The following is a 20401-nucleotide window of genomic DNA, read 5'->3' as shown; positions in this document are numbered from 1 at the left end:
CCCGGCCGGTACGGCCACGCTCGTGACCGCCACCCGTGACCACGTCTGTGCATGGGGACCTCGTCACCCTTGGACAAGCGACTCCGGCCTGCCCCGTCAGAGGCTTTCCGGATGCCGGAGTGATACGGCCCTATGGTGTTCGCGATACCGAACAAGGGTCGAGGTGTCGACCAGTCGGATCGTACGGATCCGGTGAGCGGCGTCAATACCTCTCGCGCAACTCGGCTCCCACGGTTCCGCGGGTCTTCGGCGTGAGGGACAGACACAGCACCGGAAGTGAACCGGAACCGGCACCCGCGGGCAGGCCAGGACGCCGCCCCAGGAGAACTCGGTGGCGGGCGCGGGCTGTCGCGGACGAGCATGGGCGCATGAGCGACCAACCCGCGCGATGGACCCAGGCCACCGTCCACCCCGACATGTGGACCGACCCGGACGACGACCCCCGCGACAGAGAGGGCCCCGGCCCGGAGGGCGAACTCGCGACACTGCGGGAGTTCTTGACGGACTACCGCACCACCCTGCGGATGAAGTGCGAAGGGCTGAACGCGGAGCAACTGGCCCGCCGCTCCGTCCCGCCGTCGACGATGTCGCTGCTCGGTCTGCTCCGGCACCTCGCCGAGGTGGAACGCGACTGGCGCAACTGGATCGGTGACGGCGAGCCGCTGCCGAAGCTGTACGGCGAGAAGGACGCGGACTTCGACGGAGCCGTCGCCGACCAGGCCGTGGTCGACGCCGCGTACGCCGACCTGGAGCGCGAACAGGCCGCCGTCGACGCCGTGCTGGCCGAGTACCAGGACCTGGGCGAGCGCGTGGGCAAGGACGAGATCGCGGTCCGGGAGCTGATGGTGCACAGGGTGGAGGAGTACGCCCGCCACTGCGGGCACGCCGATCTGCTGCGCGAGTGCGTCGACGGCCGGGTGGGGCAGTGAAGAACGCCGGGGGCGGGCCGATACGGCCCGCCCCCGGCGTTCGTCCGCCTGCGGTTCGAGGTCAGGGGCGCGTGCGCCCCTTCATCTCCGCCATGAACGCGCTCCACGCCCGCTCGGGGAAGACCAGGGCCGGGCCGCCGGGGTTCTTGCTGTCCCGTACGGGGACCGCGCCGGAAAACCCGTCGGCGACCTCGACGCAGTCGCCGTTGTCCGGGCCGCTGTGGGAGGACTTGCGCCAGGCAGCGGTGCTCAGGTCAAGATCGATGATCACTCTCGTACTCCTCTGCCGCCGATTCGAGTAGGTCGAGGGACGCATCCGGTGCCAACGCGGCGGCCCTGGCGAGATCGTATGACCTCCGGCACCGGGCCACCCGAACCGGATCATCGATCAGCTCACCGCTGTAGACGCCCTCCGTGTAAGCCACGTCGGGCGCGTCGGCGAAGCCCATCAGGGTCAGCATGCCACCCATGGTCGCGTGAGCACCCGCGGAGTGCGGGACCACTTGCACCAGCACCCTGCCGGACCGTCCCAGCGCGACGATGTGGCGAAGCTGCTCCGCCATGGCGGCCGGACCGCCCACAACGGCGCGGATCACGTTCTCGTTCAGGATCGCCCAGACCATGGGGGAGTCCGGGTCCTTGAGGATGTGGGCCCGTTCCAGGCGGTTGACAACGCGCCTGTCAAGCTCCTCCGCCGTGTAGTTGGGCTGGCCCGCGCGGAGGACGGCGCGTGCGTACGCCTCGGTCTGGAGGATGCCGGGCACCAGCGTGGCCGCGTAGGCCTCGATGGCGGTAGCCAGAGGTTCCAGGTCGGCCACGGGCGCGAAGTGGTCGGCGAACTGCGAGGTGCCGTCCAGGGCGCGGCGCAGCCGGACGAAGAACCCGTCCGTGCCCAGCACGGCGTCCAGACGCTGGGCGTCTTCGAGCCGGGGCTTGCGTCGGCCGGCCTCGAAGTGAGCGATCAGCGAAGGGGAGCACACCACCTGCTCGCCCAGCGCGCACTGTGTCAGTCCTGCTGCCTCTCGTCTGCGTCGCAGTTCCTCACCGAAGAACTGCTTGGGCGACTGCGGCCCCTGAGGTTCCACGGAGTGACTCATGTGCGAAGTGCCCCTCTTGACATGCGCTTTGGAGAGCTGGAAGCCCTGTTGAGCGTACCGCTGCGGCAGCAATCTGTGAGTGGGTGGATACGGAAAGACACCACGCACAGCACAGGAGCAGGCATGGCGACGTACCTCGTGGACACCGTGCGCGACCGGATCGGCGAGCTGATGGGCAGGAGCGGCGGGCGGTACTTCCTCCGCCCGCCCGGCGGGGGCCGGGAGTGGGAGTGCCTGCCGGAGAACACCCGACTGCCCACGCCCGAGGAGCAGTTGAGCGCGGGGGTGCGGGCGGCGAACCGGCACAGCGAGCAGCGCTGCCGGTGAGGCCCCGCACTTGGACCACCGGGCGGTGCTGGCTCTACTGCCTCCGCCCGCAGGTGCCGGTGGTGTGGCTCGGGCCGGTGCAGACCGAGGGGCAGCAGGCCGGGCTGTACGCCTGCGAGGACTGCGTCCAAACGCTCAACGCCCTGGTGTGGGAGGCCCTGCGGCAACGGGACCGCGCCTCCGCCCGATAGACCCCCGGCCTCCCTCGGGGCCGGGTCCGGAAACACACGACAGCGAGGAGAGAGAGCATGACGAACCGGATGTGGCGCAACGGCGACGGTCACGCCGTCATCGGTGCCGACGGCGGCGGCGACAAGCTGCCGGGGGAGCCGTACCCCGGCCCGCACCAGCCGCCCACCCCGGACGGCGGCCCGGGCGTCCCCAACCCGCCCAAGGCGGTCACCGGCCGATGAGTACCGAGCACACCGAAAACGCGGAGGGCGCGCAGAGCGCGGGGGACGCGGAGAACACCGGCACGGCCGGGCAGCGCCCCGGCCGCCTGGAGTTGGCGCGCGCCCTCATGGCGGGCGGCGTCCTCTCCTCGGACTGGACGCCGGCCTTCGCGGCCGTGCCCAGGTCGGCGTTCCTGCCGGAGCTGATCTGGCCCTACGACATGGACGCGGGCCGCAGCGTCGCCGTGTCGATGGCGCGGGACCCGGACGCCTGGGCCCGGTACGCCGACGCCGACGTGCCCGTCGTCACCCAGTGGGACGACGGCCGGCACACCGGCACGGCGCCGGGGCGGGAGCCCACCTCCTCGGCGTCCATGCCGTCGGTGGTCCTCCGGATGCTGCGGGACCTGGAGGTACGGCCGGGCCACCGGGCGCTGGAGATCGGCGCGGGCACGGGCTGGAACGCGGCGCTCCTGGCCCACCGCCTCGGCACGGTGAACGTGGTGACGGTGGAGGTGGACGAGGCGGTGGCCGCCGCCGCGCGCAGGGCATTGGAGATCTTCGGCCTGCCCGTCCGCGTCGTCCACGGCGACGGCTCGCGGGGCTTTCCCGACGGAGCGCCCTACGACCGGATCATCGCCACGTGCGGGCTGCGGTCCGTCCCCCGCGCCTGGGTGGAGCAGTGCCGTCCCGGCGGCCTGATCGTCGCCCCGTGGGGGACGCACTACGGCAACGGCGACGCGGTCGTCCGGCTGACCGTCTCCCGCGACGGGGAGAGCGCGTCGGGCCCCTTCACCGGTCCGGTGGAGTTCATGAAGCTGCGCTCCCAGCGCCCGCCGTTCCCGGTCCACTCCGAGTACGTCACGGGCGGCGTGGCCGACGGCGAGGAGTCGTCCACCGAGCTGCCGGAGGGGGAGTTCACCGGGGAGCGGTTCGAGCCGGGGCACTTCGCGCTCGGGCTCCGGGTGCCGGACTGCCGGTGCGTCGTCGCCGACAAGCGGGAGGGGGCCCGGCCGGTGTGGTGGTACGGGCTGACCGACCGCTCCTGGGCCTGCGCGATGTTCCGCGACGGGCAGGCCGCGCGTGTGTGGCAGTCCGGGCCCCGTCGCCTGTGGGACGAGGTCGAGGCCGCCCACCGCTGGTGGCGGGAGCGGGGCAGGCCGGGGTACGAGCGGTTCGGTCTGACCGTCACGCCGCAGGGGCGGCGGGCCTGGCTGGACGACCCGGCCGACTCCTGGCCGGTGTGAGCGGGCCGTAACCCGGGTGTGCGCGCCGGGACGGAGGCCCGTCCGGCATAACATCGCGGGGAAAGGCATTTCCGGCAGGCCCCCGCGCCGCCCGGCGGCGCCGGGGCCTGCCGGGTACGGACGACGACTGGTGGGGGAATCCACGACCATGACGGCCGAGACGTTCGAGTTCCAGGTGGAGGCCAGCCGCCTCCTGCGGATGATGGTTCACTCGATCTACTCGAACAAGGACGTGTTCCTGAGGGAGCTGGTCTCCAACTCCTCCGACGCGCTCGACAAGCTCCGCATCGAGGCGCTGCGCGACGACTCGCTGGGGGCCGATGTCTCCGACCTGCACATCGAGATCGAGACCGACAAGGACGCCCGCACGCTGACCGTGCGCGACAACGGCGTCGGGATGTCGCGCGAGGAGGTCGTGGGGCTGATCGGGACGATCGCCAAGTCCGGCACCGCGGAGTTCGTCCGCAAGCTGGAGGAGGCACAGAAGGCCGGGGAAGCGGGTGACCCGGCTTCGGCGGAGGCGCTGATCGGGCAGTTCGGCGTCGGCTTCTACTCCGCCTTCATGGTGGCCGACGAGGTCACGCTGCTGACCCGCCGTGCCGGGGAGTCCTCGGGCACCCGCTGGACGTCCACCGGCGAGGGCACTTACACGATCGAGACGGTCGGCGACGCGCCCCAGGGCACCTCTGTCATCCTGAAGCTCAAGCCCGAGGACGCCGACGACCGCCTCTTCGACTACACGGCCCCCTGGAAGATCCGGGAGATCGTCAAGCGCTACTCCGACTTCATCACCTGGCCCATCCGCCTGGTCGAGGCGGGCGCCGAAGAGGGCGCGAAGGGCGAGGACGGGGAAGGGGAGAGCGAGGACGGCGGGAAGCCGGAGCCGGAGGCGATCAACTCCCGCAAGGCGCTGTGGGCCCGGCCCCGCAGCGAGGTCTCCGACGAGGAGTACCACGAGCTCTACAAGCACATCAGCCACGACTGGACCGACCCGCTGGAGACCATCCGCGTCCAGGCGGAGGGCACCTTCGAGTACCAGGCGCTGCTCTTCCTGCCCGCGCGGCCGCCGCAGGGCGTCCTCTCCCAGGACCGGCGGGGCGTGCAGCTCTACGTCAAGCGCGTCCTGATCATGGAGGAGTGCGAGGAGCTGGTCCCGGCCTACCTGCGCTTCGTCAAGGGCGTGGTCGACGCCCAGGACCTCTCGCTGAACATCTCCCGCGAGATCCTCCAGCAGGACCGCCACATCCAGCTGATGCGCCGGCGGCTGGCGAAGAAGGTGCTGGCCACCCTCAAGGAGATGAGGACGGCCAGGCCGGAGAAGTACGCGGACTTCTGGCGGGAGTTCGGCGCGGTCGTCAAGGAGGGTCTGATCAACGACCCCGACCACCGCGACGCGATCCTGGCGGCCTCCTCCTTCGACTCCACCCACGAGGCGGAGGGGACGACGACGCTCCAGGAGTACGTGGAGCGGATGAAGGAGGGCCAGGAGCACATCTACTACCTCACCGGCCCGTCCCGGAGCGCGGTGGAGAGCTCGCCGCACATGGAGGCCTTCCGGGACAAGGGGCTGGAGGTGCTCGTCCTGACCGACCCGGTCGACGAGGTGTGGGTCGACGCGGTGCCCGACTTCCAGGGGAAGAAGCTGCTCTCCATCGCCAAGGGCGAGGCCGAGCTCGGCACCGAGGAGGACAAGGAGCGGGCCGAGGCGGAGCGGGAGCGGCGGCGCGAGGAGTACGCCGGGCTGCTGGAGTGGATGACCGGGCGGCTGGGCGACGAGGTCAAGGAGGTGCGGCTGTCCTCCCGGCTGACCGTCTCGCCCGCCTGCGTCGTCTCGGACACCGACGACATGACGCCCGGCCTGCGCAGCATGTTCCGCGCCATGGGCCAGGAGGTGCCCGAGAGCAAGCGCATCCTGGAGATCAACCCCGGCCACCCGCTGATCACCGGCCTGCGCGAGGCGCACGCGGAGAACGCCTCCGCGCCGGACCTGGAGGGCATGGCCGAACTCGTCCACGGCATGGCGCTGCTGGCGGAGGGCGGCATGCCCGGCGACCCGGCCCGCTTCACCCGGCTGATGGCCGAGCGCCTGGAGCGCTCCCTGTGACCGGCCGCTGACGGCCCGATCGCCGCGGCCGGGGCGGCGGCCCTACGCCGTCCCCGGCCACGGCGCCCTCACCCCCGCCGGCCGGCGGTCTCGAAGGTCAGGCCGTGTTCGTCGATGCCCACCAGCACCGTGTCGCCCGCGCGCAGGGCGCCGTCGATGATCAGGTCGGCGAGGCGGTCGTCCAGATGGGTGCGGACGGTGCCGCGCAGCGGGTGGGCGCCGGAGTCGGGCTGGTAGCCCTGGTTGATCAGCCACTCGCGGGCGCTGAGGTCGACCTCCAGGCCGATGCCCTGGGCGCCCAGCAGCCGGCGGCTGTCCTCCAGCAGCAGCCCGACGACGCGCAGCAGGTCCTCGCGGGGCAGGGGGCGGAAGAAGACGGTCTCGTCGACCAGCTCCAGCAACTCCGGCCGTACCCGGTCGCGCAGATGCGCCAGGGTCTCCTCGCGGAGCGCGCCAGGGTCGCCGGAGTGGGCCAGCACGCTGCGCGGGTCGACGGTGACGGTCAGGACGACCACCGTCCCGCCCATGCCGGCGGCGGGGGCCTGGGCACCGGCCGGCCGGGCGCCCTCCAGCAGCCGCGTCAGCGAGTCGAGGACGTCCGGGTGGGCCCGGTCGATCCCGTCGAGCAGGACGACGGAGTGCGGCCCGCGCCGTACCGCCTCGGCCGGCCCGCCCGCCTCCCCGCGCCCCTCCCGCAGGGCGCCCGCGCCGAAGCGCACCAGGCGGCCCGCGTCACCGAGGAGTTCGGCGGCCAGAGCCCTGGCCAGCTCGGTCTTGCCCACCCCGGGCGGCCCGGCGAACAGCAGGACCGCGGCGGGCCGCCCCGGGGCGCTCATCCCCGCCCGCGCCCGCCGTACCGCCCGTGTCACCGCCGAGACGGCCTCGTCCTGGCCGGTCACCCGCTCGCGCAGCCTCTCCTCCAGATGCCGCAGGTGCTCGCGCTCGTCGCGGGCCAGCCGGCCGGCGGGGATGCCGGTGCGCCGGGAGACGGCGCCGGCGATGTCCTCCACGGTCACCCGGGCGGCACTCTCGCGCTTCTCGGCGACGGCGGCCCGCTCCAGGTCCAGCTCCCGCATGCCCGCGCGCAGCGTCGCGGCCCGCTCCAGATCCTCCCGGGCCAGGGCCTGGTCGAGTTCACGCCGCAGCCGGTCGCGGCGGTCCTCGACCTGTGCGACCTCGCCGCTGCGGCCGAGACCGCGCAGCCGTGCGCGGGCGCCGGCCTGGTCGAGCAGGGAGACGGCCTTGGCGGGCAGGAAGCTCCCGGTCAGGTGGCGGGCGGAGAGCTCGGCGGCGGCGCGCAGCGCCTCGTCGGCGAAGCGGACCTGGTGGTGGGCCTCGTAGGAGCCGCGCAGGCCCTCCAGGATGCGCACGGTCTCCTCGACGGTCGGTTCGGGCACCAGCACCGGCTGGAAACGGTGGTGCAGGGCGATGTCCCGCTCCACATGGCGGCGGTACTCGTCGATGGTGGTGGCGCCCACGACGCGCAGCCCGCCGCGGGCGAGCGCGGCCCGCAGCACGCCGCCGAGGTCGGGGAAGCCGTCGGTGCCCGCGCCCGCACCCGCGCTCGCGCCGACGAGGGTGTGCAGCTCGTCGAGGAAGAGGACGATCCGGTCGTCGGAGGTGACTTCCTCAACGATCGCGCGCAGCCGCTCCTCGACCTCCTCCCGGTAGCGGGCGCCGGACACCAGCGCGGCCAGCTCCAGACCGACGATCCGGCGGCCCTGCAACTCCGGCGGCACCCGGCCGGCCGCGATCCGCCGGGCCAGGCCCTCGACGACCACGGTCTTGCCGACGCCCGGCTCACCGATCAGGGCGGGATTGTTCCGGGTGCGGCGGGAGAGCACCTCGATGGTCTGGCCGATCTCCTCGGTGCGTCCCACCACCGGGTCCAGCCGGCCCTCGCGGGCCTGCGCGGTCAGATCGCGGCCGTAGCGGTCCAGTACGGGGGTGGAGCCGGTCCGGTCGGACGGACCGGACCGGCGGGACGGACCGGATGGTCCGGACGGGCGGGACGCGGCCCCGCGCACCGGCTCGGGCGCGGTGCCCGCGGCGCGCAGCGCCCGGCCCGCGCCGCTGCGGGGATCGTCCAGCAGGGCGGCCAGGACGTGCTCGGGGCCGAAGCGGGACACGCCGGCGGCGCGGGCGCCCGCACGGGCCGCCAGCAGGGCGCGTTCGGCCGCGGGCGTCAGGGAGGATCCGGCGCCGCCCGTGCTCCTGGCGAGGGCCGGGAGCAGGTCGGAGGCGAGCCGGTCCGGGTCCGCCCCGGCGTCCTCCAGAACGCGGCGCGAGGGGCCCGTCCGGGTGGCGGCCCACAGCAGGTGGCCGGTGTCCAGTTCGCCGCCGTCCCCGGCCGCCCGTCCGGCGGCCAGGGACAGCAGCTCCCGGGCGGACTCGTCCGGGAGCGCCCCGGCGGGCTCCGGGGTCCGGGGTCCGGAGCCGAGGAGGCGGTTGAGGGGTTCGGCGAACGGATCCTGCGGTCCGAACACGGGCATCGGCATGGAGATCACCTGGGCGGTGCCGGGGTCGGGAGCAGGGGGCAGGGCCGGGTCCGGGCCGGGGGAGGCACGGGTTTGGCCTCGGCCAAGTCTGATCCGGCGTGGTGGGTTCCGCGACTCGGCGCGTTGCGGCCGGGGGTTTCCCGTACGCGGGTTTCCCGGGCGGGCGCGCCCCGGGCCGGTTCACCGCGCACGCGGCGGAGCGGCGGGGAATATGCCCGTTCCGGATTTCCGAAACCGCCCGCTATTCGGTGCGGACGTTCCGAAGAAAAGGAATCCCGGGGGCGGAGGTCGGCCAAAGGGTGTGAAAACCCGCAGGTCAGTGGTGGCCTGCCGGGGGCTCTGGCGGTGCGTTCCGAGAGGAAGGCCGCGGTCCGGCTGTTCTCGGGAGCGTTCTCACGCCTCTTGACCCCCTGAATGAAACGTTGCAATACTGGCGGACTCAGAAAGCGCTTACTGCACTTTTCTCGCGAAATCCCCCTCCCGGGCGGCCCCCTTTCGGCCCGGCCCGGCGCGAGCGGCCCCGCGCCGCGTGCGGTGGGTGTCCCCCCACGAAAAGGAGTCCACGATGAGAAGCGGAGTCGCATCCTCCGTCAGGAGACGCAGGTTCGCCGCGGTCGCGGCCGGCGCCCTGACGGCGGCCATGCTGGCGACGGTGGCGACGGTGGCGCCCACGGCCGGGGCCACGGAGCCCCGGGCCGGGGCCGACCGTTCCGCACAGGAGGCGCGGGCGGCCGCCTGTGGCGAGGGCTCGTACCAGGCCGAGGCCGTGAGGAGCGGGAGCACCTGGACCGCGCGCCGGGGCGGCAGCACCGTCTACACCGGCGGCAGCATGCGCGACGCGATGCAGGCCGCGATCGGCAGCCTGACACCCAACCGCTCCTCCAAGGAGCGCGTGGTGGTGCGGGGCTCGGGCTCGATCAGCGCCGGGACCAGGGTGTCGCTGCCGAGCAACACCGCCATCGACGTGTGCGGCACCATCGACGTCACCGGCTCCGGATCCGGCGACCAGGCGCCGATCTACTCCCGCGGCACGACGAACGTCGAGGTCGGGCATCTGACCGTCACCGGCCGCCCGCTGTACGGCGTCTTCATGCGCAACGTCAGCGACGTGGTGCTCGGCCGGATCGACATGCGCCTCTCCGGCGGTCTGGGCATCCGGATCGACAACCACGGCGACCGCTCGTCGCGCTCGCGCAACATCCGCATCGACGACGTCTACGTCTCGGGCACGAGCAACCACGGCGTGGAGACCTACGGGGTGGACGGGCTGACGATCGGGACGGTGACCGCCCGCGACGTCGGCTACTCCGGACTGCTGCTCAACGACACGATCAACGCCACGGTGGGGAAGGTCGACGCCGACAACACCGCCACCGGCACCGGCTACGCGGCGTTCCGGATGGCCAACCGCAACGGCCGGATCGGCGGCGGCTACCCGACCAACATCCGCGTCGGCGAGGTCATCGCACGCGGGGGCGGGCGCGGGGTCTTCTGCGTCTCCGAGAGCGGCGGCGCGGTCATCGACCGGGTGACGCTGACCAACACCGGCAACAACGCCATCCTGATCGAGAACTGCTACAACGTGACCATCGCCTCCCAGGGCGGCACGGTCAACGGCGGCGGGGAGGTCAGGCTGGCGGCCCGCAGCGAGTTCCCGGGCAACCGGGACATCACCCTGCGGAACCTGACGCTGAACAACACCTCGCTCAGGGAGAGCCCCTGCGGCACGAACATCACCTACCGCAACCTCACACTCAACAACACCAGCCGGAACACCTGCTGAGCGGACAGGCCCCGTGGAAAGCACCGCGTGGCGTCCCCCCGCCCCGCTTCCGGGGCGGGAGGACGCCGCCGTCCGCGCGGTACCAGCGGCCGTCCGGCGCTGCGGCGGCGCGGTGTAGCGTTGCGATCTCCGAGCCACCGGCCCCGCCCATTTCCGCAGAGGAGCACCGTGACCCACACCGCCGCGGACACGCGCTACGACACCATGCCCTACCGACGTGTCGGACGCAGCGGGCTGAAACTCCCGGCGATCTCGCTGGGCCTGTGGCACAACTTCGGCGACGACAAGCCGCTTCAGGCCCAGCGGGCGATCCTGCGGCGCGCCTTCGACCTGGGCGTCACCCACTTCGACCTGGCCAACAACTACGGCCCGCCCCCCGGAGCGGCCGAGGCCAACTTCGGCCGCCATCTCGCCCGCGACTTCCGCCCCTACCGCGACGAGATGGTGATCTCCACCAAGGCGGGCTACGACATGTGGCCCGGCCCGTACGGCGAGTGGGGCTCGCGCAAGTACCTGCTGGCCAGCCTGGACCAGAGCCTGAGCCGCATGGGCCTGGAGTACGTCGACGTCTTCTACTCCCACCGCCCCGACCCCGACACGCCCCTGGAGGAGACCATGGGCGCGCTGGACACCGCCGTCCGGCAGGGCAAGGCGCTGTACGTGGGCATCTCCAACTACAGCCCCGAGCAGACCCGTGAGGCCGCCCGCATCCTGGCCGGGCTCGGCACCCCGCTGCTGATCCACCAGCCCTCGTACTCGATGTTCAACCGCTGGGTCGAGGACGGCCTGCTCGACGTCCTCGACGAGGTGGGCGCCGGTTCGATCGCCTTCTCCCCGCTGGCCCAGGGCCTGCTCACCGACCGCTACCTGTCCGGCATCCCCGCCGGGTCCCGGGCCGCGGGCGCCAGCCCGTTCCTGACGGCCGAGGGCATCACCGAGGAGACCCTGGCCACGGTCCGCGCGCTCGACTCCATCGCGCGGCGGCGCGGCCAGACCCTGGCGCAGACGGCCATCGCCTGGGTCCTGCGCGGCGGGCGCGTGACCTCCGCGCTCGTCGGGGCCAGCAGCGTGAAGCAGCTGGAGGACAACGTCGCGGCCGCCGGCAACCTCGACTTCACCGACGACGAGCTCGCCGAGATCGAGGGCCACCTCGCCCGCCGGGCCGGTCAGGCCGGTTAGGCCGGGCCGCCCCGGGAAACCCGGGCTCCCGGAGAAAGGGGGCCCGGGAGCCGGGGAGAGGAGCGGGGCATGGCCGTCTCCGTGACGGTGTGGACCGGGTGCGGGCCGGTCCGGCCCGCCGAACCGGCGGGGAGCCGGTGCCCTGGGCGTCACCGCTCCCGCGCCGGGCCTCAGCTTCCGGCCGACAGCCGGCCCGTCGCCAGGCCGTCGCTGATGTCGCGCGACAGGCGTGAGGCCAGCTCGTCCAGGCGCCCGCGGTACTCCTCGAACTCCGTCAGCCGCCGGAACGCCTCGCTGTAGCGCGACTGCTCGGCCAGCGGGAGCTGGAGGACCTGGAGCCTGCGCACGTCCACCCGCGAGGCGCTGGAGGCGTGGGTGCCCGCCTGGCGGCCGTTGGAGGGTGCGCGCAGACAGCCCGCGAGGAACCAGGCGTCCATCTTCTCCGGATCCACGCGCAGTGCGTACAACTGGGCGCCGAGCACGGTGGGCGGGCCCTGGTGCACCCAGGCGGCGAAGGCGCGGATCACCCCGGCCACCACCACGTCGCCGGGCCTGGCCACCAGCATTCCGCGGTCGGAGACGTCCGAGGTGTGCAGCCAGCCCGTCGGCCCGCCGCCCTGGAGCAGGTCCGGCACGGTCAGCAGGGGCAGACCGTCCTCGCCCGCCTCGCCGCCGCGGACCGTCCCGTCCGGCGGCTGCTGGCCGCCGCGCAGGGTGAGCGCCCCGGCCCGGGCCAGGTCGCCCACGGTCGTCCTGGGCTGCGAGCCCCCGCCGTCCCCGGCCGTCTCCAGGGCGGACAGCGCCCGTCCTGCGGCGCGCAGTCCGTCCAGAGCCTCGCCGAAGCCGCTCCAGGCGCCGGCCAGATCGAGTTCATCACCGCCGGGGGCGGGGGAGACGTGGCGCCCGGGGGTGAGGTCGACCTCGTCGTCCAGCAGCTCGATGACGGCCATGCGCCGGGCGCAGTCCGGCAGTTCGGCCGCCCCGCTGTCGTAGGCGCGTACCGCGGTCCGTACGAACTCGCCCAGCGCGTCCCAGTCCACCCCGCCCTCGCGGGAGGCCGCCCGCTGGGAGGCCGCCGCGTCGGCGAGCAGGACTCCGTTGTCCTCGGCGGGCCCGGCGCCCTCGGGGGCGCGCAGCAGCCACAGGTGCAGTGAGACGCTGTGCGGCTGCGCGCAGCCGGGGGGCAGGGCGATGACGGCGCGCAGCAGTCCGGCGCGCAGCAGTGCGCCGCGGATCCTGCGGCCGGCCCGGCGGGAGGCGACGGCGGGCGGCAGCAGCAGCACGGCGGTGCCGCCCGGCCGCAGCCGGGCCAGGGCGTGCTGCACCCAGGCGAGCTCGGACTCGGTGCGCGGCGGCAGGCCGTGCACCCAGCGCCGGTCGGTGGACAGCTCCTCGTAGCCCCAGTCGCGTTCGTTGAAGGGCGGGTTGCACAGGACGACGTCCGCGGCGGCCCGCTCGTGCGGGTCGGCGCGCAGGGAGTCGCCCTCCCGTACGTCCGCCGTCACCCGTACCCCGCCCGCACCGGCCTTGCCGGCCTTCCCGGCTTTTCCGGTCCTCCCTGTCTTCCCCGCCGCGCCCGCCTCGTCGGTGACGAACGCCAGCCGCGCGGCGGCCAGCGCGGCCAGTGCCGGGTCGCTGTCGCACCCCAGCAGGGTGACGCGTGCCGCGCCCGCGCCCGCCTCGGCCCGTGCGGCGGCGTCCAGCAGATGGCCCGCGCCGCAGGCCGGGTCGAGCACGGTCGCCTCCCCGGCCCCGGCCCCGGCCCCGTCCCCGGCCGGGGACGGGCGCGCCGCCAGGGCGACCTCGGCCATCAGATCCGCCAGGGGCCGGGGGCTGGCGCTGATCTGGCGGACATGGGCGTCCAGCCAGCGCTGCAACAGGAACTCGAAGACCTCCCGCGCCCCCTCGCGCCGCCCCAGTGCCACGGCCTCGTCGACCAGTTCCCCGGCCCGCTCGGACAGGGGCGCGGCGGACGCGGGGGTCTGGCCGCCGAGCATCCGCCGTCCGGCCTCGGCGATGGCCAGCCCCGTCTCGTCCCGGCTGCCGAGGGCCTCGAGACCGGGCCAGAGCAGCTCGCGCCCCCCGATCTCCTTGAGCTTGTCGTTCTCCCGCAGCCACCGCTCGATCTCGGCGAGGGAGAACTGGGGGCTGGCGTCGGTGCCGCCGATCCGGGCGGGGAAGGTGTCGTGGCGGCGCCGCCAGTTGCTGACGGCCGCCCGCCCCACCCCGGCGATCCGCGCGATCTCCGCGAGGGTGACCGGCACTGAGCGTGTTGAAGGCATCGAGATCTCCGGGGTCGGGTCGGTCGGGGTTGCCACAGGCAACTGTTCGAATTCAAAGCTCCGATGGGAGCGCCGGGATTCGAACAATCGGTGTCACTGGGCAGGTTACTACGGCGTTTGACACCGTTCACAGAACGAGGTGCAGGGTTGTGGGAAACGGGCTGTGAGGGGCGCCCCGGAGCGCGGCGGACGGTCAGCCGCGCTCCGGGAGCGGGGCGGCGAAGTGCCAGCCGTGTGCGAGGAGTTCGTCGACGGCGGCCACCGCGGCGCGCAGACGCTCCCGGTGGGACCCGCCGAGGACCAGATGAGGCAGGCCGCGGCGGCTCAGCTCGGCGCGGAAGCGGCCGGTCATCCAGGCCCGCAGATGCTCCCCGTCGCGCAGCCCGTCGTCCTCGAAGGGCACGCCGGTGTGGTCGGTCAGCAGCCACAGATGGTGTCTGCCGCGGGCGGCCACGGCTTCCACCCGGGGGCTTCGGCGGCCGGTGTAACGCTCGTGCCAGACCGTGGTGGCCAGGGCGTCGGTGTCGCAGAAGAGCACGGGGGAACCGGCCCGCGCGGCGGCGTCCTCCGCGGCGAGCTGACGCTCGGCGATCAGCTCGAACTCCTCCGGCTCCCAGACGAGGTCCCCGAACGGGGCGCCGGGCCGCCGCACCCGCAGCCGCGCGTACTTCTCCTCGCTGTACCGCCGCCCGTACTCGGGCACCCAGCCCGTCCCGGCCCACACCCCGCCCCGCGACCGGTAGTGCTCGGCGAGGGCGCGGGAGAGGGTGGTGGTCCCGGTGGACTCCGCGCCCAGCACGACGACCCGGCGGGCCAGGGCCGCGCGTACGGGGGCGGCCAGATGCGGCCAGCAGCCGGCGGGGTCCTCGCGCACCGCGGTCCCGGAGACCGGGTACGCGGTGCGGCCGGGGTCGACGGTGACGGCCGCCGCGCCGAAGCGGCGGCCCAGTTCCGCGCCGTACGCCTCGGAGGTGAAGACCGCGTCGACCGGCCCGGGCACGGCGGCCCGGAAGACCGCCATGTGGGCGTCCCAGACGGCGGGATCGGAGTAGTCGACGGGTACGTCGTCCACCGCCCCGATCACCTCTACGCCCGCCTCGGGGTGCTCCTCGCGCATCCACGCCACCCGGTCGGCCAGCGGCACCGACTCCACGGAGGAGGCGCACACCAGCACGGTGAGCCGGCGGCAGCGGGCGGCGGCGGTGCGGACCAGGTGGTGGTGGCCGGCGTGCGGCGGGTAGAACTTGCCCAGCACCAGCCCGCGTTCGAACTCCTTCCCGGGCTCCCCGGGTCTCCCGCCCGCGCCCCCGCTCACGCGGCGGCCCCCACCGGGGCCGCCGGACCGGTGCGGCCGGCCAGTTCGCGCCGCCAGCCGAGCAGTCCGGCCACGCACAGGGCCATGAAGCCCAGGTAGAGCAGCGAGGTGAGGTACAGCCCCTTGTGGGCGTACAGGGGCACGTAGACGACATCGGCGGCGATCCACAGGTACCAGGACTCGACCTTCTTGCGGCACTGGCCGTAGGTGGCGGCCAGCGACAGCGCGGTGGTCAGGGCGTCCCAGAAGGGCACGGTTGAGTCGGTGGCCCGGTCCAGCAGCACGGTCAGCCCGGCGGTGGCGGCCGCGGTCGCGCAGGCCAGGACCCACCAGGTGCGGACGCCGGTGCGGCTGACCGGCAGCCGGCCGGAGGCGGACCGGGGGCCGCCGGCGACCCACGACCACCAGCCGTACAGGGCCAGCGCGATGTAGACGACCTGGAGCCCGGCGTCCGCGTACAGCCCGGCGCCGGCGAACAGGAGGATGAAGAACAGGTTGTTGGCGATGCCGATCGGCCAGTTGGCGATGTGCTGGCGGGCGACGAGCCACACGCACAGCCCCCCGCTGCCGAAGCCGAGCACCTCCACCCAGCTGACGGGACTGCCGAGCAGGGTGAAGAGGGGCTCCTGGAGGGGAGCGAGCAGGTCCGCGACGGTGTCCACGCGGCGACCTCCTTAATTGTCAAAGTGACGATAAGGGGGTCGGTCCGGCGGTGGCAAGTGATTTCACGGGGGAGTGCGGCGCCGCCCGGCGCCGGAGACGCCGACGCGGTCCACGCCCGTGGCGCGGTCCCAGACCACCTCGCCGTCCGCCTCCACGAACAGGATCCGGTGCCAGGGGATCTCCCCGCCGGGGACGAAGGAGGGCAGGGGGACTCGCTCGGGCGCGGCGCCGCGCTGCCGTATCCCCAGCACGAAGCGGGCCGGATCCAGGCGCGGATCCCAGCGGACCTGGTGGTAGACCTCCTCGCTGGTGCGCATCGCCCCTCCTCCCCGCCGGGGTCGGCCCCGGGCGCCGTCGGCATCCGCTCCCGCGTACCACGTGCGGCGCCCCTGACCCGGGCGGGGCGGGGTGGGCGGGGTCACGAACCGCCGCCGTCCGTACCGTTCGCGCCGCCCGCCGCCGGGCCCGGGGCCGCCGCCAGGCCCGTGGGGCACACCACCGGGGTGCCGTGGACGGGGTCGGTCAGGATGGTGCTCTCCACCCCGTACAGGGTGCGCACCAGGGCGGGCGTCATGATCTGGGCCGGGGCGCCCTGGGCGACGACCCGCCCGTCCAGCATCGCCAGCATGTGGTCGGCGTACCGGCAGGCCGTGGTCAGGTCGTGCAGGACGAGCACCACCGTGCGCCCCCGGGCGGCCAGGGAGCGGACCATCTCCAGCACCTCCAGCTGGTGGCCGATGTCGAGGGCGGAGGTCGGCTCGTCCAGCATCAGAATGGCGGTGTCCTGCGCCACCGCCATCGCGATCCAGGCGCGCTGCCGCTGGCCGCCGGAGAGCGTCTCCAGCGGACGGTCCGCCAGGTCGTGCAGGTCGGCCGCGTCCAGCGCGGCCTCCACCGCCTCGGCGTCCGCCCTCGACCACTGGCGCAGCAGGCCCTGGTGCGGGCGGCGGCCGTAGCGCACCAGATCGCGCACCGTCAGCCCGTCCGGCGCGGTGGCCGACTGCGGCAGCAGGCCGATCACGCGGGCCACCTCGCGGGTGGAGACCGAGGAAAGCGCCCGGCCGTCCAGCAGCACCGAGCCCCCGCGCGGCTCCAGCAGCCGGGCGAGCCCGCCCAGCAGCGTCGACTTGCCGCAGCCGTTGGGGCCGACGATCGCGGTCACCCGCCGCGGGGGCAGCTCGACGTCCAGCTCCCGCACCACGGGGGTGCGTCCGTGGGCCAGGGTGAGGGCCTCGGTGCGCAGCCGGTGCGCCCCGCCCGCGTCCGCCACCCCGGCCCCGGCCCCGGTCCCGGCCCCGGTCCCGGACTCGGATACGGGTGCGGGGGCGGTCGCGGTCGCGGATGTCACGGCGTTCACGGGGTCCTCCTGGTACGGGTGGTGAGCAGCAGCCACAGCAGGTACGGGCCCCCGACGACGGCGGTGACCAGCCCCACGGGGATCTCCAGCGGCGCCATCGCGGTGCGGCCGACCAGATCGGCCAGCAGCGTCAGCACGGCCCCGGCGAGCGCGGAGGTCAGAACGGGTACGGGCCCGGGTCCGGTCAGCCGCCGGGCGGCCTCGGGCGCGGCCAGGGCGATCATGCCCAGCGGCCCGGCGACGGCCACGGCCAGCCCGGCGCAGACGACGGAGGTCAGCAGCACCGCCGCGCGCACCGGCCGCACCCGCACGCCCAGGGAGGTGGCCACGGCGTCGGAGAAGCGCAGCGTGCCCAGGCGGTGGCCCAGCACCACCGCGAGCGGCAGGCAGACCAGCAGCCCGGCCTCCAGCACCGTCACCGCCGTCTGGGAGCGGCCGTTGAGGGTGCCGACGGTCCAGGCGAACGCCGCGTTGGCCGCGTCGATCTCCGCCCGCGACAGGATCAGGTTCGTCACCGCGCCGAAGACCGCGCCCACGCCCAGGCCCACCACCAGGAACCGGTAGCCGCGCTGCCCGGCCCCGCCGCTGAGGGCGAGGGTGAGGGCCGCGGCCGTGGCGGCGCCCACCAGGGCGGTGGCCGAGGGCAGCAGGCTGGTGGGGACGGCGACGATCCCCGCGACGGCGAACGCGGTCGCGCCGTTGTTCAGGCCGACGGTGTCCGGGGTGGCCAGCCGGTTCCCAGAGAGCGTCTGCATCAGGCAGCCGGCCGCCCCCAGGGCTGCGCCGACCGCGATCCCGGCCTCGACCCGGGGCATGCGCAGCTCCCGCACCACCAGCAGATCGCGCGGGCTTCCCTCGCCCAGCACCGCCGCGCGCAGGGCCTCCAGCGGGGCCACGGCGATCTCGCCGACGGACAGGCCCGCCGCGCCCACCGCGACCAGGACCGCCGCGAGCAGGAGACCGGCCAGCAGCGGACGGCGGGGCACGAGGAGGGACAGGCCGCCGGCGGCCAGGCGGAAGGTGCCCGGCGGTGCGGCGTCCACGGCCGCCGCACCCGGCTCGCGCACCCTGCCGGGCCCGCGCGGCGGTGGGACGGACGGTGGGACGAGGGCGCCGGCGGGGCCGTCCCCCGCGGGCGCTCCGGAGCGCGGTTCCAGTGGCGTCTTCACAGTGACGGCAACCTCGACGATCTGACGACGGCGACCAGGACCGGTGCGCCGAACAGCGCGGTCATCACACCCAGCGGCATCTCGTACGGGCGGACGACCAGCCGTGAGACGACGTCGGCGAGCAGCACCACGGCCGGGCCCAGCAGCACCGACACTCCCAGCAGCCGCCGCAGGTCCGGGCCGACCAGCGCCCGGGCCGCGAAGGGCACCACCAGGCCGACGAAGGCGACCGGCCCGGCGACCGCCGTCGCCCCGCCGACCAGCAGCGCGACGGAGGTGACGGCCACCGCGCGCACCCGGCGCGGCCGGTGGCCGAGCCCGGTGGCCACGTCGTCCCCCAGGGCGAGCGAGGACAGCGCGGGGCTCACCGCGGCGGCCGCGGCCAGCCCCAGGAGCAGGACGGGCAGTACGGCCATCAGGTCGTCGGTGCCGCGCCCGACCACCGAGCCCACCGTCCAGAACCGGATCTCGTCCGACGCCCGCTGGTTGACCAGCAGCAGTACGGAGGAGGCCGCGCCCACCATCCCGCTGAACGCCGCGCCGGCCAGCACCAGCCGCACCGGGTCGTCGCCCGCCCCGCGCAGCCGGGCGGCGCCCAGGGCCAGCAGGCAGCCGGCCGCCGCGCCGAGCACGGCGGCGTACGGTCCCACGGTCGTCGCGCTCGCCCCCAGCACGATCGCCAGGACCACCGCGAAGGACGCTCCGGCACTCACCCCGAGCAGACCGGGCTCGGCCAGCGGATTGCGGGCGGTGGCCTGCAGCACGGCCCCGGCGACGCCGAGCGCGGCGCCGACGGCGACGGCGACGGCGGTACGCGGCAGCCGCAGCTCCAGCACGGTGAAGCGGGCGTCCGCGTCGCCGTCCGCGCCGCCGAGGAGCACGGAGGCGGCCCGGTCGGGCCCGACGTCGCCGGCGCCCAGGAGCAGGCTGGCCGCCACGACGGCCAGCAGCACGGCGCTCACCGGCAGCAGGCCGCGCAGCAGAATCTTACGGAGCGTCACATGACACCTTCTCGATGGTCGGTACATCGGTTAGGTTAGCCTAAGCTCATTCGCTGGCACCATCCCCGTCCAGGAGGCCCGTCATGCCCAGCTCCGCCCTGCCCGTGAACCGCCGAACCCTCCAGGCTCTCGCGGCATCCGCCCTGCTCATGGGAGTGGCCGCCTGCGGCGGGACCGCCTCGGGCGACGACGGCGAAAGCGGCGGGGGCGAGAAGACGGCCGCCACGCGCTCGGTCGAGACCGCCTACGGCTCGGTGGAGGTGCCCGCCGAACCCAAGCGCGTCGTCGCTCTCGGTGACACCTCTCTGGACACCGCCCTGTACCTCGGCATCGAGCCGGTCGGCACCAGCAGCGCCCGCGGCGCGGACACCGCGCCCGGCTACCTGGGAGAGAAGGCGGAGTCCGTCCCGCTGGTCGCCACCGTCAAGGAACCCAACATCGAGGCCGTCCTCAAGGCCGACCCCGACCTGATCCTGGCCGCGCCGAGGCTGGAGAAGTCCCAGTACGACGCACTCAAGGCGGTGGCCCCCACCGTCGTCCCCGGCAACGACGACTGGCAGCAGCCGGCGCGGACCTACGCCGAGGCGCTGGGCGAGAAGGAGGAGTTCGACAACAAGATCGGCGCCCTCCTGGAGCGCGCCGCCGACGCCGCCGGCGGAAAGGACCCCGGCACGGCCGTGGTGGCCCGCTGGATGCCCGCCGGCCCCATGGTGATGAACGCCGCCAACATGCCCAGCGGCCTGCTGAAGGAGGCCGGCGCCGAACTCCTGCCCATCGCACGGGAACTCGACAGCCCCCACTCCGACCCGCTGTCCCTGGAGAACCTCGACCGCATCGACGCCGACCACGTCTTCATCGCCACCCTCAACGCCGAAGGGGAGAAGGCACTCGAGGCGGCCCGGGAGCAGAAGTCCTTCACCCGGCTGAAGGCGGTCGAGCGCGACGCGGTCAGCGGCGTCGACGGCCAGGTGTGGAGCAGCAGCGCCGGCCCGTACGCGATGGAGAAGGTCGTCGAGGACATCGAGGCCGCCTACGCCGGCTGACCCCGCCCCTTCCGG

At 74.2% G+C, this 20401-nt stretch carries 18 protein-coding genes and 1 pseudogene; 9 read left to right on the top strand and 10 right to left on the bottom strand.

Annotation, left to right across the window (positions count from 1 at the left end; translation table 11 throughout):
• Positions 1 to 368 precede the first annotated feature (368 nt).
• A complete protein-coding gene (locus tag CUT83_RS22215; protein ID WP_101257574.1) occupies positions 369 to 929 on the top strand; it encodes a DinB family protein in 561 nt (186 codons plus the stop codon).
• Between the two features lie 61 nt (positions 930 to 990).
• Here the strand turns inward: CUT83_RS22215 and CUT83_RS22210 are convergent, their stop codons facing one another.
• The gene (locus tag CUT83_RS22210; protein ID WP_240958255.1) at positions 991 to 1200 is read right to left on the bottom strand and encodes a DUF397 domain-containing protein; all 210 of its coding nucleotides are present in this window, start codon (positions 1198 to 1200) and stop codon (positions 991 to 993) included.
• On the bottom strand, positions 1184 to 2026 hold the full coding sequence (locus CUT83_RS22205) for a helix-turn-helix domain-containing protein (RefSeq protein WP_101257573.1): 843 nt from the start codon (positions 2024 to 2026) through the stop codon (positions 1184 to 1186). Before CUT83_RS22205 ends, CUT83_RS22210 begins: the two co-directional genes overlap by 17 nt.
• A gap of 123 nt (positions 2027 to 2149) precedes the next feature.
• On the opposite strand from CUT83_RS22205, the gene CUT83_RS22200 reads away from it, so the two are divergent.
• From CUT83_RS22200 to htpG, 5 genes are all read left to right on the top strand, one after another.
• Positions 2150 to 2353: a hypothetical protein gene (locus CUT83_RS22200; protein WP_101257572.1), complete on the top strand. Its 204-nt coding sequence runs from the start codon at positions 2150 to 2152 to the stop codon at positions 2351 to 2353.
• Positions 2350 to 2544, top strand: a complete 195-nt coding sequence (locus tag CUT83_RS22195) for a hypothetical protein (protein WP_101257571.1) — start codon at positions 2350 to 2352, stop codon at positions 2542 to 2544. The genes CUT83_RS22200 and CUT83_RS22195 overlap by 4 nt, the downstream gene beginning before the upstream one ends.
• 57 nt (positions 2545 to 2601) lie before the next feature.
• Complete coding sequence (locus CUT83_RS30165) at positions 2602 to 2766, top strand: hypothetical protein (RefSeq protein WP_158239046.1); 165 nt, start codon at positions 2602 to 2604, stop codon at positions 2764 to 2766.
• Between the two features lie 107 nt (positions 2767 to 2873).
• Positions 2874 to 3992: a methyltransferase domain-containing protein gene (locus CUT83_RS22190; protein ID WP_101257616.1), complete on the top strand. Its 1119-nt coding sequence runs from the start codon at positions 2874 to 2876 to the stop codon at positions 3990 to 3992.
• 148 nt (positions 3993 to 4140) lie between these two features.
• Positions 4141 to 6096: a molecular chaperone HtpG gene (gene htpG / locus CUT83_RS22185; RefSeq protein WP_101257570.1), complete on the top strand. Its 1956-nt coding sequence runs from the start codon at positions 4141 to 4143 to the stop codon at positions 6094 to 6096.
• Positions 6097 to 6164: 68 nt separating this feature from the next.
• Here htpG and CUT83_RS22180 read toward each other — a convergent pair whose 3' ends face one another.
• The gene (locus CUT83_RS22180) at positions 6165 to 8594 is read right to left on the bottom strand and encodes an AAA family ATPase (protein ID WP_101257569.1); all 2430 of its coding nucleotides are present in this window, start codon (positions 8592 to 8594) and stop codon (positions 6165 to 6167) included.
• Positions 8595 to 9159: 565 nt separating this feature from the next.
• On the opposite strand from CUT83_RS22180, the gene CUT83_RS22175 reads away from it, so the two are divergent.
• On the top strand, positions 9160 to 10377 hold the full coding sequence (locus CUT83_RS22175; RefSeq protein ID WP_101257568.1) for a right-handed parallel beta-helix repeat-containing protein: 1218 nt from the start codon (positions 9160 to 9162) through the stop codon (positions 10375 to 10377).
• A gap of 204 nt (positions 10378 to 10581) precedes the next feature.
• Positions 10582 to 11556 (top strand): L-glyceraldehyde 3-phosphate reductase, encoded by a 975-nt coding sequence (mgrA, locus tag CUT83_RS22170; protein WP_206282668.1) that lies wholly within the window; start codon positions 10582 to 10584, stop codon positions 11554 to 11556.
• A 170-nt stretch (positions 11557 to 11726) separates the two neighbouring features.
• Here the strand turns inward: mgrA and CUT83_RS22165 are convergent, their stop codons facing one another.
• From CUT83_RS22165 to CUT83_RS22135, 7 genes and pseudogenes are all read right to left on the bottom strand, one after another.
• Positions 11727 to 13838: an N-6 DNA methylase gene (locus tag CUT83_RS22165; RefSeq protein ID WP_101257566.1), complete on the bottom strand. Its 2112-nt coding sequence runs from the start codon at positions 13836 to 13838 to the stop codon at positions 11727 to 11729.
• 193 nt (positions 13839 to 14031) lie between these two features.
• The gene (locus tag CUT83_RS22160; RefSeq protein WP_101257565.1) at positions 14032 to 15153 is read right to left on the bottom strand and encodes an AAA family ATPase; all 1122 of its coding nucleotides are present in this window, start codon (positions 15151 to 15153) and stop codon (positions 14032 to 14034) included.
• Positions 15150 to 15815: a nicotinamide riboside transporter PnuC gene (pnuC, locus tag CUT83_RS22155; protein WP_143688608.1), complete on the bottom strand. Its 666-nt coding sequence runs from the start codon at positions 15813 to 15815 to the stop codon at positions 15150 to 15152. The genes CUT83_RS22160 and pnuC overlap by 4 nt, the downstream gene beginning before the upstream one ends.
• Before the next feature lie 69 nt (positions 15816 to 15884).
• Positions 15885 to 16133, bottom strand: a pseudogene (locus CUT83_RS22150) (DUF504 domain-containing protein); the annotation flags it as partial.
• 101 nt (positions 16134 to 16234) lie between these two features.
• Positions 16235 to 17173, bottom strand: a complete 939-nt coding sequence (locus CUT83_RS22145) for an ABC transporter ATP-binding protein (protein ID WP_439145008.1) — start codon at positions 17171 to 17173, stop codon at positions 16235 to 16237.
• The gene (locus CUT83_RS22140) at positions 17170 to 18342 is read right to left on the bottom strand and encodes a FecCD family ABC transporter permease (protein ID WP_206282664.1); all 1173 of its coding nucleotides are present in this window, start codon (positions 18340 to 18342) and stop codon (positions 17170 to 17172) included. Before CUT83_RS22140 ends, CUT83_RS22145 begins: the two co-directional genes overlap by 4 nt.
• Positions 18339 to 19343, bottom strand: a complete 1005-nt coding sequence (locus tag CUT83_RS22135; RefSeq protein WP_206282663.1) for a FecCD family ABC transporter permease — start codon at positions 19341 to 19343, stop codon at positions 18339 to 18341. Before CUT83_RS22135 ends, CUT83_RS22140 begins: the two co-directional genes overlap by 4 nt.
• 83 nt (positions 19344 to 19426) lie before the next feature.
• Between CUT83_RS22135 and CUT83_RS22130 the strand changes: the two genes are divergently transcribed.
• Entirely contained in the window at positions 19427 to 20386 is a 960-nt protein-coding gene (locus CUT83_RS22130) for an ABC transporter substrate-binding protein (RefSeq protein ID WP_101257563.1), read from the top strand.
• Positions 20387 to 20401: the final 15 nt, after the last annotated feature.

It is taken from the genome of Streptomyces barkulensis (assembly GCF_002843305.1).
GTDB lineage: Bacteria > Actinomycetota > Actinomycetes > Streptomycetales > Streptomycetaceae > Streptomyces > Streptomyces barkulensis.
The sequence above is the reverse complement of the archived record's forward strand: the minus strand, read 5'-3'. Positions and strand labels throughout refer to the sequence as shown.

Bases quoted from the DNA above. Each gene is read 5' to 3' on its own strand.
- CUT83_RS22215 (WP_101257574.1), top strand. From the start codon at position 369: ATGAGCGACCAACCCGCGCGATGGACCCAGGCCACCGTCCACCCCGAC.
- CUT83_RS22205 (WP_101257573.1), bottom strand. From the start codon at position 2,026: ATGAGTCACTCCGTGGAACCTCAGGGGCCGCAGTCGCCCAAGCAGTTC.
- CUT83_RS22200 (WP_101257572.1), top strand. From the start codon at position 2,150: ATGGCGACGTACCTCGTGGACACCGTGCGCGACCGGATCGGCGAGCTG.
- CUT83_RS30165 (WP_158239046.1), top strand. From the start codon at position 2,602: ATGACGAACCGGATGTGGCGCAACGGCGACGGTCACGCCGTCATCGGT.
- CUT83_RS22190 (WP_101257616.1), top strand. From the start codon at position 2,874: ATGGCGGGCGGCGTCCTCTCCTCGGACTGGACGCCGGCCTTCGCGGCC.
- htpG (WP_101257570.1), top strand. From the start codon at position 4,141: ATGACGGCCGAGACGTTCGAGTTCCAGGTGGAGGCCAGCCGCCTCCTG.
- CUT83_RS22180 (WP_101257569.1), bottom strand. From the start codon at position 8,594: ATGCCGATGCCCGTGTTCGGACCGCAGGATCCGTTCGCCGAACCCCTC.
- CUT83_RS22175 (WP_101257568.1), top strand. From the start codon at position 9,160: ATGAGAAGCGGAGTCGCATCCTCCGTCAGGAGACGCAGGTTCGCCGCG.
- mgrA (WP_206282668.1), top strand. From the start codon at position 10,582: ATGCCCTACCGACGTGTCGGACGCAGCGGGCTGAAACTCCCGGCGATC.
- CUT83_RS22165 (WP_101257566.1), bottom strand. From the start codon at position 13,838: ATGCCTTCAACACGCTCAGTGCCGGTCACCCTCGCGGAGATCGCGCGG.
- CUT83_RS22130 (WP_101257563.1), top strand. From the start codon at position 19,427: ATGCCCAGCTCCGCCCTGCCCGTGAACCGCCGAACCCTCCAGGCTCTC.